This window comes from Shewanella aestuarii (assembly GCF_014647215.1).
Taxonomy (GTDB): Bacteria; Pseudomonadota; Gammaproteobacteria; order Enterobacterales; family Shewanellaceae; genus Shewanella; species Shewanella aestuarii.
This window is the reverse complement of the sequence record NZ_BMOT01000019.1, coordinates 1-15,786: the sequence shown is the minus strand read 5'-3', so window position 1 is coordinate 15,786 and position 15,786 is coordinate 1. Positions and strand designations below refer to the sequence as shown.

Sequence of the window (15,786 nt, the reverse complement as noted above, 5' to 3'; positions counted from 1 at the left end):
CAGAGATAGCTGCAGTTAAAGTTGTTTTACCATGGTCAACGTGACCGATGGTGCCTACGTTTACGTGAGGCTTATTACGTTCAAATTTAGCTTTTGCCACGATATATTCCTTTCTTTTCAGAAGTGCTCGTTTAATTCGAGCAATATAACATTTATGCCGTAACCAATATTAGTTACGAGATTCTATAATCGCTTTTGCAATGTTTTGCGGTGCATCTGCGTACTTCAAAAACTCCATAGAGTAAGAAGCACGACCCTGAGATGCAGAGCGCAAATCAGTCGCATAACCAAACATTTCAGATAGAGGGACTACTGCTTGGATAATTTTAACACCAGCGATGCCATCATCCATTCCTTCAATTATGCCACGACGGCGGTTTAAGTCACCTACTACGTCGCCCATATAATTTTCAGGTGTAGTCACTTCTACTTTCATACAAGGTTCGAGCAACACAGGGCTTGCTTCAAGCGCGCCCTTTTTGAAGCCCATAGAACCTGCAATTTTAAACGCCATTTCATTCGAATCCACATCATGATATGAACCATCGAATAAAGTGACCTTAACGTCAAGCACAGGATAACCAGCTAATACGCCGTTTTTCATCTGTTCTTGAATACCTTTGTCAACCGCAGGAATGTATTCACGAGGAATTACACCACCCACTGTATCGTTGACAAATTCGTAGCCTTCACCTTCTTCGCGCGGCTCTATTTTGAGCCACACGTGACCAAATTGACCTCGGCCACCAGATTGACGTACGAACTTACCTTCCACTTCAACACTTGAACGAATGGTTTCGCGGTAAGCAACTTGTGGTTTACCTACATTACACTCGACACTGAACTCGCGACGCATACGGTCAACGATGATGTCTAAGTGTAGCTCACCCATTCCAGAGATCAGTGTTTGAGCTGAATCTTGATCAGTTTCGACTTTGAATGATGGATCTTCCGCTGCTAATTTTTGCAGCGCAATGGCCATTTTATCTTGGTCTGCTTTTGAACGAGGCTCAACGGCAATGGTAATTACCGGTTCCGGGAACTCCATGCGCTCAAGAATCACTTTGTGATCATTATCGCAAAGAGTATCACCCGTTGTTACTTCTTTTAAACCAATAGCCGCGGCAATATCACCAGCGCGGACTTCTTTTAACTCAGTACGATCGTTTGCGTGCATTTGCACCATACGACCAATCCGTTCACGTTTCTGTTTTACAGAGTTATAAACGGCTGCACCAGTTTGAAGCACACCGGAATACACACGAATAAAGGTTAATGTACCAACAAATGGATCAGTCGCAATTTTAAATGCCAATGCAGCAAAAGGTGCATTATCGTCAGATGGGCGTTCAACTTCTTCATCGTTCTCGTCAATACCTTTAATAGCAGGTACATCGATAGGCGCTGGAAGGAAGTCAACTACTGCATCTAATACTGCCTGAACACCCTTGTTCTTAAATGCAGAACCACAGGTTGCTAAGACAATTTCATTATTAATTGTGCGCTGACGCAGTGCTTGCTTGATTTCTGTTTCAGATAACTCACCTTCTTCAAGGTATTTATCCATCAACTCTTCAGAGGCTTCCGCAGCTGCTTCCACTAGATACTCATGCATCTCCGCCGCTTTAGCAGCAAGATGAGCAGGAATTTCTTCATAAGTGAATGTCATTCCTTGATCTTCTTCAGACCAATTTATGGCTTTCATCTTAATCAAATCAATAACCCCTTTGAAGTCTTCTTCTGTACCAATATTCATTTGAATAGGTACACAAGTCGCTCCTAGACGGTTACGGATTTGTTTAATAACACGATCAAAGTCAGCACCTGTACGGTCCATTTTGTTGACAAACACAATGCGTGGAACGCGGTATTTGTCAGCTTGGCGCCATACGGTTTCTGATTGAGGTTCAACACCTGATGAGCCGCAGAATACGACTACTGCTCCATCTAATACGCGTAATGAACGCTCGACTTCGATAGTGAAATCAACGTGACCTGGGGTATCGATGATATTAATACGGTGTTCAGTGTACTGAGCATCCATACCACGCCAGAAAGTAGTAACAGCAGCAGAGGTAATAGTAATACCACGCTCTTGCTCTTGTACCATCCAGTCCGTTGTGGCGGCGCCGTCATGCACCTCACCAATTTTATGAGACAGACCGGTATAGAACAGAACACGTTCAGTTGTGGTAGTTTTACCTGCATCCACATGAGCAACAATACCAATATTTCGGTAACGCTCAATTGGGGTTGTACGAGCCACTTTTATACCCTCTCAACTAAAACAAATTTTGTTTTAGACAATATCAACAATATGGAGCGGGCAAATACCCGCTCCATTATATTACCAACGGTAATGAGCAAAGGCTTTGTTAGCTTCAGCCATGCGATGCACGTCTTCACGCTTCTTAACAGCAGTACCTTTGTTTTCAGACGCATCTAGCATTTCACCTGCTAGACGTAGAGCCATAGATTTTTCACCACGCTTGCGAGCAGCTTCAACTAACCAGCGCATCGCTAGTGCGTTACGACGCACTGGACGAACTTCACATGGTACTTGATATGTTGAACCACCAACACGACGAGATTTAACCTCGACTGATGGACGGACGTTATCAAGTGCTGCTTCAAGGATTGTTAAATGATCTTCGCTTTTCTTTTCAGCGACAACATCTAATGCCTTGTAGATAATTTTTTCTGCAGTCGACTTTTTGCCGTCCTGCATAATGACGTTGATGAACTTAGCCAACAACTCACTGTGAAACTTTGGATCTGGTAGGATTTTACGTTGTCCTACAACGCGACGTCTTGGCATATCAATTCTCCGTATGCTTCAGGTATTTCCAAAACTGGAATGTTAAATAAATACTAGCTTGGCCTTACTTTTAACGGGATACGTTAAGACTTAGGACGCTTAGCACCGTACTTAGAACGGCCTTGGCGACGTGTAGTCACGCCAGCACAGTCTAATGCGCCACGAACAGTGTGGTAACGCACACCAGGTAAGTCTTTAACACGACCACCACGGATTAGGATAACACTGTGTTCCTGCAAGTTATGGATTCAACGCAGGCACATTAGTCTTTTCGACTTTTGGCGCACGTGGCTTACGTACCAACTGGTTTACAGTTGCCATGTATAGCTCCGACAGTTGAATTACTCAACAATTAGGTGTGAAAAATCTATATCCCACAATGATGGGACGCGGAATTTTAGAAAGGTAATGCCATTCTGTCAAGAAATAGCCAACTTTTGATCGAAATTCGAAGAAAAAAGGCGCCAAAGGCGCCTTTTTTAACAGTTTTGCAACTTAATCCTGACTTCCTGCCAGGTTAAGTAAGTCTGCTAAGTTTTGCTCAGCTTCACTTGCAGTAACCGTCGGCGCTTCAACTTTGCCACCGGTAGATGCTGCTTTAGCGCGTTCTTCGTTACGAGTCTTGTGATATGCGTAACCAGTACCTGCTGGGATCAAACGTCCTACAATTACGTTTTCTTTCAGGCCACGTAATGGATCGCTCTTACCACCAACGGCAGCTTCGGTTAGTACACGAGTCGTTTCTTGGAACGATGCTGCTGAAATGAATGATTCGGTTGCTAAAGAAGCTTTAGTAATACCTAATAATTCACGTTCAAACAAAGCAGGCATCTTGCCTTGTGCTTCAAGTTCGCGGTTAGCGATCTTAACGCGTGCAACTTCTGCTTGCTCACCTTCTAAGAACTCACTGTCGCCAGCTGAAGTGATAATACACTTACGTAGCATCTGACGGATAATCACTTCGATATGTTTATCGTTGATCTTTACACCCTGTAGACGGTAAACATCCTGTACTTCGTTCACAATGTAGTTAGCTACATGATGAATACCACGAAGACGTAGAATGTCGTGAGCCGCTTCTGGGCCGTCCGCAATAACTTCACCGCGTTCAACTTTTTCACCTTCGAACACGTTTAAGTTACGCCACTTAGGGATCATCTCTTCATAGTGATCGCCACCATCAGCAGGGGTAATCACTAGACGACGCTTACCTTTAGTCTCTTTACCAAATGAGATGGTACCTGAGATTTCAGCAAGAATAGCAGGTTCTTTTGGCTTACGCGCTTCGAATAAGTCAGCAACACGTGGAAGACCACCGGTGATGTCGCGTGTTTTAGACGATTCTTGAGGAATACGTGCTAAGGCGTCACCAACGTTAATTTTCGCGTTATCGTCTTTTGCTACAATCGCGTTACCTGGTAAGAAGTATTGAGCTGGTACTTCAGTACCAGGGATCATTAAGTCATTACCATCAGCATCAACTAAGCGAATTGCAGGACGCATTTCTTTACCAGCTGAAGTACGTGCACCAACGTCAAGTACAACAACAGAAGAAAGACCTGTTAACTCGTCAGTTTGACGTGTCATGGTTACGCCGTCGATCATGTCAACAAACTTAACCGAACCCGCCACTTCAGAAATAATTGGGTGAGTATGTGGATCCCAGTTAGCGATGATTTCGCCAGCTGTAACTTCACTGTCTTCCAATTTCTCTAACACGGTACCGTAAGGTACTTTGTAACGCTCTTTCTCACGACCTAGCTCATCGATGATGGCAAGTTCAGAAGAACGAGAAACGATTACAAGCTTACCGTCGATGTTAGAAACATGCTTCGCATTGTGTAACTTCAGAGAACCCGCATTCTTAACTTGAACGTTGTTTTCTGCAGACGCACGAGATGCCGCACCACCAATGTGGAACGTACGCATGGTAAGCTGTGTACCTGGTTCACCAATTGACTGTGCCGCAACAACACCAATCGCTTCACCATGGTTAATGATATGACCACGTGCTAAGTCACGGCCATAACAAGCCGCACATACACCAAAGTCAGTATCACAGGTAATTACAGAGCGTACGATAACCTCATCAACGCTGTGCTCTTCTAACGTGTCACACCATGCTTCATCGAGTAATGTATTACGCGGCGCTAGAATTTCTTCTGAACCTGGTTTTAATACATCGATAGCAACAACACGACCTAATACGCGTTCACGTAATGGCTCAACAACATCACCACCTTCAATTAGCGGCTTCATTGTTAGACCGTGTTCAACACCACAATCATCTTCAACAACGACTAAATCTTGTGCAACGTCAACAAGACGACGCGTTAGATAACCCGAGTTAGCTGTTTTCAATGCAGTATCGGCAAGACCTTTACGCGCACCGTGAGTAGAAATAAAGTACTGAAGTACGTTTAGACCTTCACGGAAGTTCGCCGTAATTGGGGTTTCGATAATAGAGCCATCTGGCTTAGCCATCAGACCACGCATACCCGCTAACTGACGGATCTGTGCAGCACTACCACGAGCGCCCGAGTCAGCCATCATATAGATGCTGTTAAACGAAGCTTGTTTCTCTTCAACGCCGTCACGGTTAATCACTGTCTCAGTTGACAGGTTTTCCATCATAGCTTTAGAAACTTTTTCGTTGGCACTTGCCCAGATATCGATAACTTTGTTGTAACGTTCACCAGCGGTTACCAGACCTGATTGGAACTGCTCTTGAATTTCAAGCACTTCAGCTTCAGCATCAGCAACTAAGGTGTATTTCTCGTCAGGAATAACCATGTCATCGATACCAACAGAGGCACCAGAAATGGTTGCAAAACGGAAACCGGCATACATTAATTGGTCAGCAAAGATAACAGTATCTTTAAGACCTAATTGACGATAACAGGTGTTCAACAACTTAGAAATTTGCTTCTTACCCATGTTCTGGTTAACCAGATCATAAGATAAACCTTCAGGCAGAATTAACGACAACAATGCACGACCTACTGTTGTATCAACAATACGTGTCGCTTTTGTTCTTTCGCCATCATCAGCTATATGGGTTTCAGTAATACGTACTTTAACGCGCGCATGTAATTCAGCAGCACCCGTAGCGTAAGCTTTTTCTACTTCAGCAACTGAAGCAAATGCCATCGCTTCACCTTTACCGTTAATACATTCACGGCTGGTGTAGTACAAGCCTAATACCACGTCCTGAGACGGAGTAATTACTGGCTCACCGTTAGCTGGTGACAAAATGTTGTTAGTAGACATCATTAGCGCACGAGCTTCTAATTGAGCTTCAAGCGTTAATGGTACGTGAACCGCCATTTGGTCACCGTCGAAGTCAGCGTTATACGCCGCACAAACTAACGGATGTAATTGAATTGCTTTACCTTCAATCAGAACAGGTTCAAATGCTTGAATACCTAGTCTGTGAAGTGTTGGTGCACGGTTAAGCATAACTGGATGTTCACGAATCACTTCGTCTAATACATCCCATACTTCAGCCTGTTCACGTTCAACCATTTTCTTAGCAGCTTTAATGGTAGTAGCTAAGCCACGACCTTCTAATTTGCCATAGATAAATGGTTTGAATAACTCAAGTGCCATCTTCTTAGGAAGACCACACTGGTGCAAACGTAGCGTAGGACCTACGGTAATAACCGAACGACCAGAGTAGTCAACGCGCTTACCTAGTAAGTTCTGACGGAAACGACCTTGCTTACCTTTGATCATATCGGCCAAAGATTTAAGCGGACGCTTGTTAGAACCAGTAATCGCACGACCACGACGTCCGTTATCTAATAACGCATCTACAGATTCTTGTAACATACGCTTTTCGTTACGTACGATAATATCTGGTGCTGCTAGGTCTAATAGACGCTTCAAACGGTTGTTACGGTTAATCACACGACGGTAAAGATCGTTAAGATCCGATGTCGCGAAACGACCACCATCTAACGGCACTAATGGACGTAGATCAGGTGGCAGAACCGGTAATACTTTTAAGATCATCCACTCTGGCTTGTTGCCAGAAGTGAAGAATGCTTCCATCAATTTCAGACGCTTAGTCACTTTTTTGCGACGAGTTTCTGAATTGATTGATGGTAATTCTTCGCGCATTTGCTCGATTTGTTGCTCAAGATCGATAGCACGTAGCAATTCTAAAACTGCTTCAGCACCCATCTTAGCTTCGAACTCATCGCCGTACTCTTCTAACGCATCTAAATACGTTTCTTCAGTCAGCATTTGGCCGCGTTCAAGCGTGGTCATGCCAGGCTCGATAACAACAAATGATTCAAAGTACAGTACGCGTTCAATATCACGTAACGTCATATCTAGCATTAAGCCGATACGAGACGGAAGTGATTTTAAGAACCAAATGTGGGCAACTGGACTTGCCAGTTCAATGTGACCCATGCGCTCACGACGCACTTTAGTCTGGGTAACTTCTACGCCACACTTTTCACAAATTACACCACGGTGCTTAAGACGTTTGTATTTACCACACAAACATTCGTAATCTTTAACTGGACCAAAGATACGCGCACAGAACAAACCTTCACGCTCAGGCTTGAATGTACGGTAGTTAATGGTTTCTGGCTTTTTTACTTCACCAAATGACCAAGAACGGATTAGGTCTGGCGAAGCCAAACCAATTTTAATACCGTTAAATTCTTCAGTCTTGCTTTGCTGTTTAAGAAACTTTAATAAGTCTTTCACGTTTCTCTCCTGAAGGAGTTAAACCAGGTGCTTTGCATGTGCAAAGCACCCTTGGTTACCAAACATTGCTTAAGTGCGATGCTTACTCTTGATCCAGCTCGATATTAATACCAAGTGAACGAATTTCTTTCAACAATACGTTGAAAGACTCAGGCATGCCTGGTTGCATCTGATGGTTACCGTCGACGATGTTTTTATACATCTGAGTACGACCGTTAACGTCATCTGACTTAACTGTTAGCATTTCTTGTAGAGTATAAGCGGCACCGTATGCTTCAAGTGCCCACACTTCCATCTCACCGAAACGCTGACCACCGAATTGAGCTTTACCGCCCAATGGTTGTTGAGTCACTAAGCTGTACGAACCAGTAGAACGGGCGTGCATCTTGTCATCAACTAAGTGGTTCAGTTTAAGCATATACATGTAACCAACGGTTACTTTACGCTCAAATTCGTTACCGGTACGGCCGTCATATAATGACAACTGACCTGAGGTTGGTAAGCCTGCAAGTTCAAGCATTTGCTTGATCTCTTTCTCTTTTGCACCGTCAAATGCTGGCGTTGCAATCGGTAAACCACCTTTAAGGTGTTTCGCAAGACGTACAACTTCATCATCAGTGAATGAGTCAATATCAACTTTCTGAATGACTTCATCGCCTAATTCATAAACTTGTTTGATATAACCACGTAATTCAGCAAGCTCGCGCTGCTCTTCAAGCATTGCAGTAATCTTGTTACCTATGCCTTTAGCTGCTGCGCCCATGTGAACTTCTAGTACCTGACCGATGTTCATACGCGATGGTACGCCCAATGGGTTAAGTACGATGTCTACTGGGTTACCTGTATCATCGTAAGGCATATCTTCGATTGGACAAATCTTCGAGATAACACCTTTGTTACCATGACGACCCGCCATCTTATCACCAGGCTGGATAGTACGTTTAACAGCTAAGTAAACCTTAACAATTTTCAGAACACCAGGTGCTAAGTCATCACCTTGAGTAATTTTACGACGTTTAACTTCAAACTTCTTATCGAAGTCAGCGCGCAGCTCTTCATGCTGTTCAGCTAACTGTTCAAGTTCAGTTTGTTTTGCTTCATCGTCAATTACTTGGATAAGTAAATCTTTACGTGGTAACTCAGCTAATTTCGCTTCAGAGAAGCCAGCGGCTAATAATAAGTTACGCGCACGACCTAACACACCATCTTCAAGGATCTTGAACTCTTCGCCCAAATCTTTACGAGCTTGACGAACATGCATGTCTTCAATTTCAAGCGCACGCTTATCTTTTTCTACGCCGTCACGAGTAAATACTTGTACGTCGATGATGGTACCTTTAACTGAGTTAGGAACACGTAAAGAACTGTCCTTAACATCAGAGGCTTTTTCACCGAAAATAGCACGCAATAGCTTCTCTTCTGGTGTCAGCTGAGTTTCACCTTTAGGTGTTACTTTACCAACAAGAATGTCGCCACCTTTCACTTCAGCACCAATGTAAACGATACCTGATTCATCTAATTTAGATAAAGCAGACTCACCTACGTTTGGAATATCAGCAGTGATTTCTTCACTTCCAAGCTTAGTATCACGTGCAATACATGATAATTCTTGAATGTGAATAGTAGTGAAACGGTCTTCTTGCGCTACGCGCTCAGAAATTAAGATCGAATCTTCGAAGTTATAACCGTTCCAAGGCATGAATGCGATACGCATGTTTTGACCAAGAGCCAAATCACCTAAGTCGGTAGATGGGCCATCAGCTAACACGTCACCACGAACAACTGGATCACCAACAAAACAACATGGGCGTTGGTTAATACAGGTATTTTGGTTAGAACGGGTGTACTTAGTTAAGTTGTAAATGTCGATACCCGCTTCGCCTGGGCGTAGCTCATCTTCATTCACTTTAACAACGATACGGCTAGCATCAACGTAGTCAACAACACCACCACGTTTAGCAGCAACTACCACACCAGAGTCAACAGCAAGCGTACGTTCAATACCAGTACCGACTAACGGCTTGTCAGCACGTAAAGTAGGAACGGCTTGACGTTGCATGTTTGCACCCATCAATGCACGGTTAGCATCATCGTGTTCTAAGAACGGAATGAGTGATGCTGCAACAGAAATAATCTGTTGTGGCGATACGTCCATATATTGAACATCTGCAGCGCGCATAAAGGTTGATTCACCTTTATGACGACAAGCAATTTGTTCTTCAACCATACGGCCATCAGCATCAACTTCAATGTTTGCCTGTGCAATAACATAACGGCCTTCTTCGATTGCTGATAAGTATTCAACGTCATCAGTAATCACACCATCAACTACCTTGCGGTAAGGTGTTTCTAAGAAACCATAAGAGTTAGTACGCGCAAAACTTGCTAGCGAGTTGATTAGACCAATGTTTGGACCCTCAGGAGTCTCAATTGGACATAAACGACCGTAGTGAGTTGGATGTACGTCACGGACTTCAAAGCCTGCACGTTCACGAGTCAAACCACCTGGGCCAAGTGCAGAAATACGACGCTTATGCGTTACTTCTGATAGCGGGTTGTTTTGATCCATAAACTGTGACAACTGTGAAGAACCGAAGAATTCTTTCACTGCCGCAGAAATAGGCTTAGCATTAATCAAGTCCTGTGGCATTAGCTCGTTTAAATCGCCTAAAGATAGACGCTCACGAACAGCACGCTCAACACGCACTAGACCAACACGGAATTGGTTTTCAGCCATTTCACCAACGCTACGAATACGACGGTTACCTAAGTGGTCAATATCGTCAACTTCATCGTATCCGTTACGGATTTCGATGATTTTCTTCATAACGCAAACGATGTCTTCTTTAGACAATACGCCAGTGCCTTCATCTTCAGCAATTTCAAGACGACGGTTGAACTTCATACGACCTACTTTGGATAAGTCATAACGTTCTTCACTGAAGAATAGGTTTTGGAATAAACCTTCGGCAGCATCTTTAGTTGGTGGCTCGCCAGGACGCATCATACGATAGATTTCAACTAACGCTTCTAAGCGGTTAGTTGTTGAATCAATACGTAAAGTGTCAGCAATATAAGCACCGTGATCAAGATCATTGATAAACAAAGTATCAATGTTTTTGATGCCAGCTAAAGATAAATTAGCTAAATCTTCTAAGGTGATTTCAGTGTTAGCCGTAACTAATACTTCACCAGTATCTTCATCGATATAATCTTGTGCAGCATACTTACCAACAATGTAATCAACTGGCACTTCAAGCTCAGTCGTGTTGGTTTTCTCAAGTTGCTTAATATGGCGCGCAGTAATACGACGACCAGCTTCAACTAATAGACTGCCTTCAGCATCTTTAATGTCATAGCTCGCTGTTTCGCCACGTAAGCGATCAGGGACTAATGCCATCACTAAAGAATCTTTCTTAATCTTGAATTCAATACGTTCGAAGAATAAGTCTAAGATATCTTGGGTTGAAAAGTCTAAGGCGCGTAGCATGATAGTCGCAGGTAATTTACGGCGACGGTCAATACGGACGAACAATGCGTCTTTAGGATCGAATTCAAAGTCAAGCCATGAACCACGGTAAGGAATAATACGTGCGTTATACAGCACCTTACCAGAAGAGTGGGTTTTACCACGGTCATGATCAAAGAATACGCCAGGACTACGGTGTAATTGCGATACGATTACACGTTCAGTACCGTTAATTACAAACGTACCATTTTCAGTCATCAATGGGATATCACCCATGTAGACTTCTTGTTCTTTAATATCTTTTACTGTGCCAGCTGCAGCTTCACGATCAAACAACACCATACGTAATTTTACGCGTAATGGCGCTGAATAAGTGACACCGCGGATCTGACATTCTTTCACATCAAAAACTGGCTCGCCTAGTTTATAGCTGACATATTGCAGCTCAGAGTAACCAGAAAAGCTCTTGATAGGAAAAACGCTACGAAATGCCGCTTCAAAACCGCGCTCACCCGTAGGATCTTGATCGGTGAACTTCTTAAAAGAGTCTAACTGGATAGACAATAGATAAGGGATGTCCAAAACTTTTGGACGCTTACCAAAGTCTTTGCGAATACGCTTCTTTTCAGAATAGGAGTAAACCATGGGTTTCCTCTACTTACGAAATGTGACCAAGACTGAAATAAATTTAATTAAATCAGCACGTTTGCCCGTCACCGTTGTCGCAAGAACCTAACCAGTAATCTCTGCTAGGAACTGCTAAAACTGGCGATAAACGGTGAATAAAAATCGCCTGCGCATAAAGCGCAAAAAAGGCCGACGGTTAAAAAACCGCCAGCCTTCACCTAATTTCTTAGGTGACAGATAAGTTAATTAAAACTTACTTGATTTCAACTTCAGCGCCAGCTTCTAATAGCTCAGCTTTAAGTGCTTCAGCTTCTTCTTTAGAAACGCCTTCTTTAACAGCGATTGGAGAAGATTCAGCCATTGTTTTAGCTTCTTTCAGGCCTAAACCAGTTGCGCCACGTAATGCTTTGATTACTGCAACTTTGTTAGCACCGTGTGAAGTAAGAATTACGTCGAATTCTGTTTGTTCTTCAGCAGCTGCACCAGCATCAGCACCGCCAGCTACAACAGCAGCAGCAGCAGAAACGCCGAACTTCTCTTCCATTGCTTCGATTAGTTCAACAACTTCCATTACAGACATTGCTGCAAAAGCTTCTAAAATTTGGTCTTTAGTGATAGACATTAGAAATATTTCCTATTGTTCTGAATTCAATTTGATTAAGCGGCCAACTTATAATTAAGCGGCGTCTTGTTTTTGATCGCGAAGGGCGGCCAATGTACGAACGAACTTGCCAGCAGATGCTTCTTTCATAGTCATCATTAACTGAGCTAGTGCTTCTTCGTATGTTGGTAGTTTCGCTAAACGATCAATCTCAGCTGCAGGGATAAACATCCCTTCGAAAGCTGCACCTTTAACTTCAAACTTAGCTTGCTCTTTAGCGAAATCTTTTAAAAGACGCGCTGCAGCACCTGGGTGCTCAGTAGAGAAAGCTAGTAAAGTTGGGCCAGTGAACGTTTCTGCTAGGCATTCAAATGAAGTACCTTCAACAGCACGCTTAGCTAAAGTGTTACGTACTACACGTACATATACACCATTAGCGCGAGCGGCTTTACGCAGAACGGTCATAGCACCTACAGTTACGCCGCGAGAATCGGCTACAACTGCAGAAAGTGCACCTTTGGCAGCTTCGTTGACTTCAGCAACAATTGCCTTTTTGTCTTCGAGTCTTAATGCCATTGGCTTTACTCCTGGATTCCACCTAGGGTTATTCCCTAGTATTTACCAAACCAAATACAACATGTATTTGATTACTTACGGTGCAGATTTTCCAGTAAAAAAATTAGCTGGGGCCTGACACCGTCTACGCAGGAAATTAAGTGCATCTTACGATTTACACCTGCGGTCTTGGACGGAAGCCGATTTTCTAATCAAAACTCGAAGAGTCATGAGTAAATTACGACTTCAACCCACAAAGTGCGCGCATTATAGACTAATGTGCGCATTTTGTAAAATTACTTAATGTCTTCCAAGCTAGCTTGGTCAACAGCAACACCTGCACCCATAGTGGTAGAGATGCTTACTTTTTTCACGTAAACGCCTTTAGCAACTGCAGGCTTAGCCTTTTTCAGTGCTGACACTAACGCTTCTAAGTTATCTTTTAACTGTTCTGCAGTGAAATCCACTTTACCGATAGTAGTGTGGATAATACCGTTCTTGTCGTTGCGGTAACGAACTTGACCAGCTTTTGCATTCTTAACTGCTTCAGCAACGTTTGGCGTTACTGTACCAGTTTTAGGGTTAGGCATTAAACCACGTGGGCCTAAGATTTGACCTAACATACCAACAACGCGCATTGCGTCTGGTGATGCGATAACAACGTCAAAGTTCATTTCGCCAGCTTTAACTTGTTCAGCTAAATCTTCCATACCCACAAGCTCAGCGCCAGCAGCTTTAGCAGCTTCAGCGTTTGCACCTTGAGTGAATACAGCAACACGAACGTCACGACCAGTACCGTGTGGAAGTACAGTAGCACCACGCACGTTTTGATCTGATTTACGAGGATCGATACCTAGGTTTACAGCTACGTCTACACTTTCTACGAATTTAGCAGTAGCTAATTCTTTTAAAAGAGCCACAGCTTCGTTGATGTCATACAATTTTGTTGCATCAACTTTTTCGCGGATAACGCGAGCGCGCTTAGTTAGCTTTGCCATTATATTAGTCCTCTACTACCAAACCCATTGAACGTGCAGTACCTTCAATTGAGCGAGTCATCGCTTCAATGTCAGCACCAGTCATATCAGCGGCTTTAGATTCAGCAATTTCCTGAACAGCGCTACGCTTGATAGTTCCTACTTTTTGAGTATTAGGACGGCCAGAACCTGATTTCAGACCTGCTGCTTTAAGCAGTAGGAAAGACGCAGGAGGTGTCTTAGTTTCAAAAGTGAAAGAACGGTCGTTATATACAGTGATAACAACAGGAATCGGCATACCTTTCTCGAACTTTTCAGTACGAGCGTTGAATGCTTTACAGAATTCCATGATGTTCACACCTTTTTGACCTAAAGCAGGACCAACTGGTGGAGACGGGTTTGCAGCACCGGCTGCTACTTGTAGCTTAATATAAGCTTCAATTTTCTTTGCCATGTCGACATTTCCTCTATTTGGGTTCAAACGCATCTCGGCGACATGCCAATCTGCTCCCCTGAAAACAACGGGTGCGGATTATACAAAAATCCACACCCGCAAACAATCACTTTTTTGTGGTTATTTTAATCAGCTTTTCTCAACCTGATTAAAATCTAGCTCTACAGGCGTAGAACGACCAAAGATCATTACAGAAACTTTAACGCGGTTCTTATCATAATCGACTTCTTCGATTGTGCCGTTAAAGTCAGCAAATGGTCCGTCACATACCCGAACCACTTCACCAGGTTCATACATAACGCGGTGTGTCGGTGACGTAACAGTATCTTGTAGACGTTGTAAAATCGCATTGGCTTCTTTATCAGAAATCGGTGCAGGACGATCAGAGGTACCACCAATGAAACCCATTACACGCGGAATGCTTTTCACTAAATGCCAGCTATCGTCGTTCATTTCCATTTGTACTAATACGTAACCAGGAAAGAACTTACGTTCGCTTTTACGACGTTGACCTGCACGCATTTCAACAACTTCTTCAGTCGGCACAAGGATCTCACCAAAGTAAGCTTCCATACTGTGCATTTTTATATGCTCAAGCAATGTTTTTAAAACACGCCCTTCATAGCCTGAAAAGGCTTGAATTACATACCATTTTTTTTTCGCTTCTGTAGCTTCAGTCATGTTTAAATGCCTATACGCCTGTAATTAAATTCACAACTCGCAACAAGATTGCGTCTAATCCCCAAAGGATCAGTGCAACCACACCTGTTGCAGCAAGAACGATAAACGTTGTAGTAAGCGCTTCTTGGCGCGTTGGCCAAATCACTTTACGCACTTCTATATGAGCTTCATGAGCAAATGAAAGTGCTTGCTTACCCTTTACGGTTTGGAATGCAATGAAACCAGCAATTGCAAAAGTTACAATCACGCCAGCAACACGAGCCACTACACTGGCTTCTGCAAAAAATTGGTTTGCAATCACTGCAGCTAAAACTAGCAAAACAGCAACGCTCCATTTAACGATATCCAGAGAGTTACCCTGGCTTTCAGTATTTGTTGTCATCGGTTAATTCCGTTACTCACTACGACCTGAGCTTACTTAGTAACAGCTAATCTGTTACGACATTTCCGAGCTACCCCCAGAAACCATCACAGCACAGGGTCAAAAATCGGCCATAGATTGTATTCTGATTCAGCTTCATTCGCAACATGACTGGCAATCTAATCAACACAAATTAGTAAAAAATTTGGGTTTTATTTCATTGCCAATCATATAAACAAAAAAGGAAGCCGAAGCTTCCTTTTTCCGTGTTAACTAAATTCGCAATTAAGCGATGATTTTAGCTACAACACCAGCACCAACTGTACGGCCACCTTCACGGATAGCGAAACGTAAACCGTCGTCCATCGCGATTGGGTAAATCAAAGTAACAACCATCTTGATGTTGTCACCAGGCATAACCATTTCTACGCCTTCTGGTAATTCGATAGTACCTGTTACGTCAGTTGTACGGAAGTAGAACTGTGGACGGTAACCTTTGAAGAATGGAGTGTGACGTCCGC

12 protein-coding genes and 1 pseudogene are annotated in these 15,786 nt (G+C 43.2%); all 13 read right to left on the bottom strand.

Annotation, left to right across the window (positions count from 1 at the left end):
* Positions 1 to 100, bottom strand: a 100-nt coding sequence (locus IEY03_RS16880; protein WP_229778378.1) for a GTP-binding protein, incomplete at its 3' end; no start/stop codon positions are given.
* A gap of 69 nt (positions 101 to 169) precedes the next feature.
* Positions 170 to 2,266 carry an elongation factor G gene (fusA, locus tag IEY03_RS16875; protein ID WP_188843844.1) on the bottom strand — a complete coding sequence of 699 codons (2,097 nt, stop codon included), beginning with the start codon at positions 2,264 to 2,266 and terminating at the stop codon, positions 170 to 172.
* 81 nt (positions 2,267 to 2,347) lie between these two features.
* A complete protein-coding gene (gene rpsG / locus IEY03_RS16870; RefSeq protein WP_188843842.1) occupies positions 2,348 to 2,818 on the bottom strand; it encodes a 30S ribosomal protein S7 in 471 nt (156 codons plus the stop codon).
* 83 nt (positions 2,819 to 2,901) lie between these two features.
* Positions 2,902 to 3,139: pseudogene (locus IEY03_RS16865) on the bottom strand (hypothetical protein).
* A 174-nt stretch (positions 3,140 to 3,313) separates the two neighbouring features.
* A complete protein-coding gene (gene rpoC, locus IEY03_RS16860; RefSeq protein WP_188843840.1) occupies positions 3,314 to 7,540 on the bottom strand; it encodes a DNA-directed RNA polymerase subunit beta' in 4,227 nt (1,408 codons plus the stop codon).
* 82 nt (positions 7,541 to 7,622) lie between these two features.
* The gene (rpoB, locus tag IEY03_RS16855) at positions 7,623 to 11,654 is read right to left on the bottom strand and encodes a DNA-directed RNA polymerase subunit beta (protein ID WP_188843838.1); all 4,032 of its coding nucleotides are present in this window, start codon (positions 11,652 to 11,654) and stop codon (positions 7,623 to 7,625) included.
* 235 nt (positions 11,655 to 11,889) lie between these two features.
* Complete coding sequence (rplL, locus tag IEY03_RS16850; protein ID WP_188843836.1) at positions 11,890 to 12,258, bottom strand: 50S ribosomal protein L7/L12; 369 nt, start codon at positions 12,256 to 12,258, stop codon at positions 11,890 to 11,892.
* Positions 12,259 to 12,312: 54 nt separating this feature from the next.
* Positions 12,313 to 12,813 (bottom strand): 50S ribosomal protein L10, encoded by a 501-nt coding sequence (rplJ, locus tag IEY03_RS16845; protein WP_188843834.1) that lies wholly within the window; start codon positions 12,811 to 12,813, stop codon positions 12,313 to 12,315.
* A 275-nt stretch (positions 12,814 to 13,088) separates the two neighbouring features.
* Positions 13,089 to 13,790, bottom strand: coding sequence for a 50S ribosomal protein L1 (rplA, locus tag IEY03_RS16840; protein WP_188843832.1), 702 nt, complete (start codon positions 13,788 to 13,790; stop codon positions 13,089 to 13,091).
* Between the two features lie 4 nt (positions 13,791 to 13,794).
* Positions 13,795 to 14,223 (bottom strand): 50S ribosomal protein L11, encoded by a 429-nt coding sequence (gene rplK / locus IEY03_RS16835; RefSeq protein ID WP_188843830.1) that lies wholly within the window; start codon positions 14,221 to 14,223, stop codon positions 13,795 to 13,797.
* A gap of 129 nt (positions 14,224 to 14,352) precedes the next feature.
* Positions 14,353 to 14,904, bottom strand: coding sequence for a transcription termination/antitermination protein NusG (gene nusG / locus IEY03_RS16830; protein WP_188843828.1), 552 nt, complete (start codon positions 14,902 to 14,904; stop codon positions 14,353 to 14,355).
* Between the two features lie 10 nt (positions 14,905 to 14,914).
* Entirely contained in the window at positions 14,915 to 15,286 is a 372-nt protein-coding gene (gene secE / locus IEY03_RS16825; protein WP_188843827.1) for a preprotein translocase subunit SecE, read from the bottom strand.
* A gap of 264 nt (positions 15,287 to 15,550) precedes the next feature.
* A partial coding sequence (locus IEY03_RS16820; protein ID WP_505973593.1) for an EF-Tu C-terminal domain-related protein occupies positions 15,551 to 15,786 on the bottom strand: 236 nt, incomplete at its 5' end.

Excerpts from the sequence above, each read along its gene's own strand:
- rpsG (WP_188843842.1), bottom strand. The coding sequence starts at position 2,818 with ATGCCAAGACGTCGCGTTGTAGGACAACGTAAAATCCTACCAGATCCA.
- rpoB (WP_188843838.1), bottom strand. The coding sequence starts at position 11,654 with ATGGTTTACTCCTATTCTGAAAAGAAGCGTATTCGCAAAGACTTTGGT.
- rplL (WP_188843836.1), bottom strand. The coding sequence starts at position 12,258 with ATGTCTATCACTAAAGACCAAATTTTAGAAGCTTTTGCAGCAATGTCT.
- rplJ (WP_188843834.1), bottom strand. The coding sequence starts at position 12,813 with ATGGCATTAAGACTCGAAGACAAAAAGGCAATTGTTGCTGAAGTCAAC.
- rplA (WP_188843832.1), bottom strand. The coding sequence starts at position 13,790 with ATGGCAAAGCTAACTAAGCGCGCTCGCGTTATCCGCGAAAAAGTTGAT.
- rplK (WP_188843830.1), bottom strand. The coding sequence starts at position 14,223 with ATGGCAAAGAAAATTGAAGCTTATATTAAGCTACAAGTAGCAGCCGGT.
- nusG (WP_188843828.1), bottom strand. The coding sequence starts at position 14,904 with ATGACTGAAGCTACAGAAGCGAAAAAAAAATGGTATGTAATTCAAGCC.
- secE (WP_188843827.1), bottom strand. The coding sequence starts at position 15,286 with ATGACAACAAATACTGAAAGCCAGGGTAACTCTCTGGATATCGTTAAA.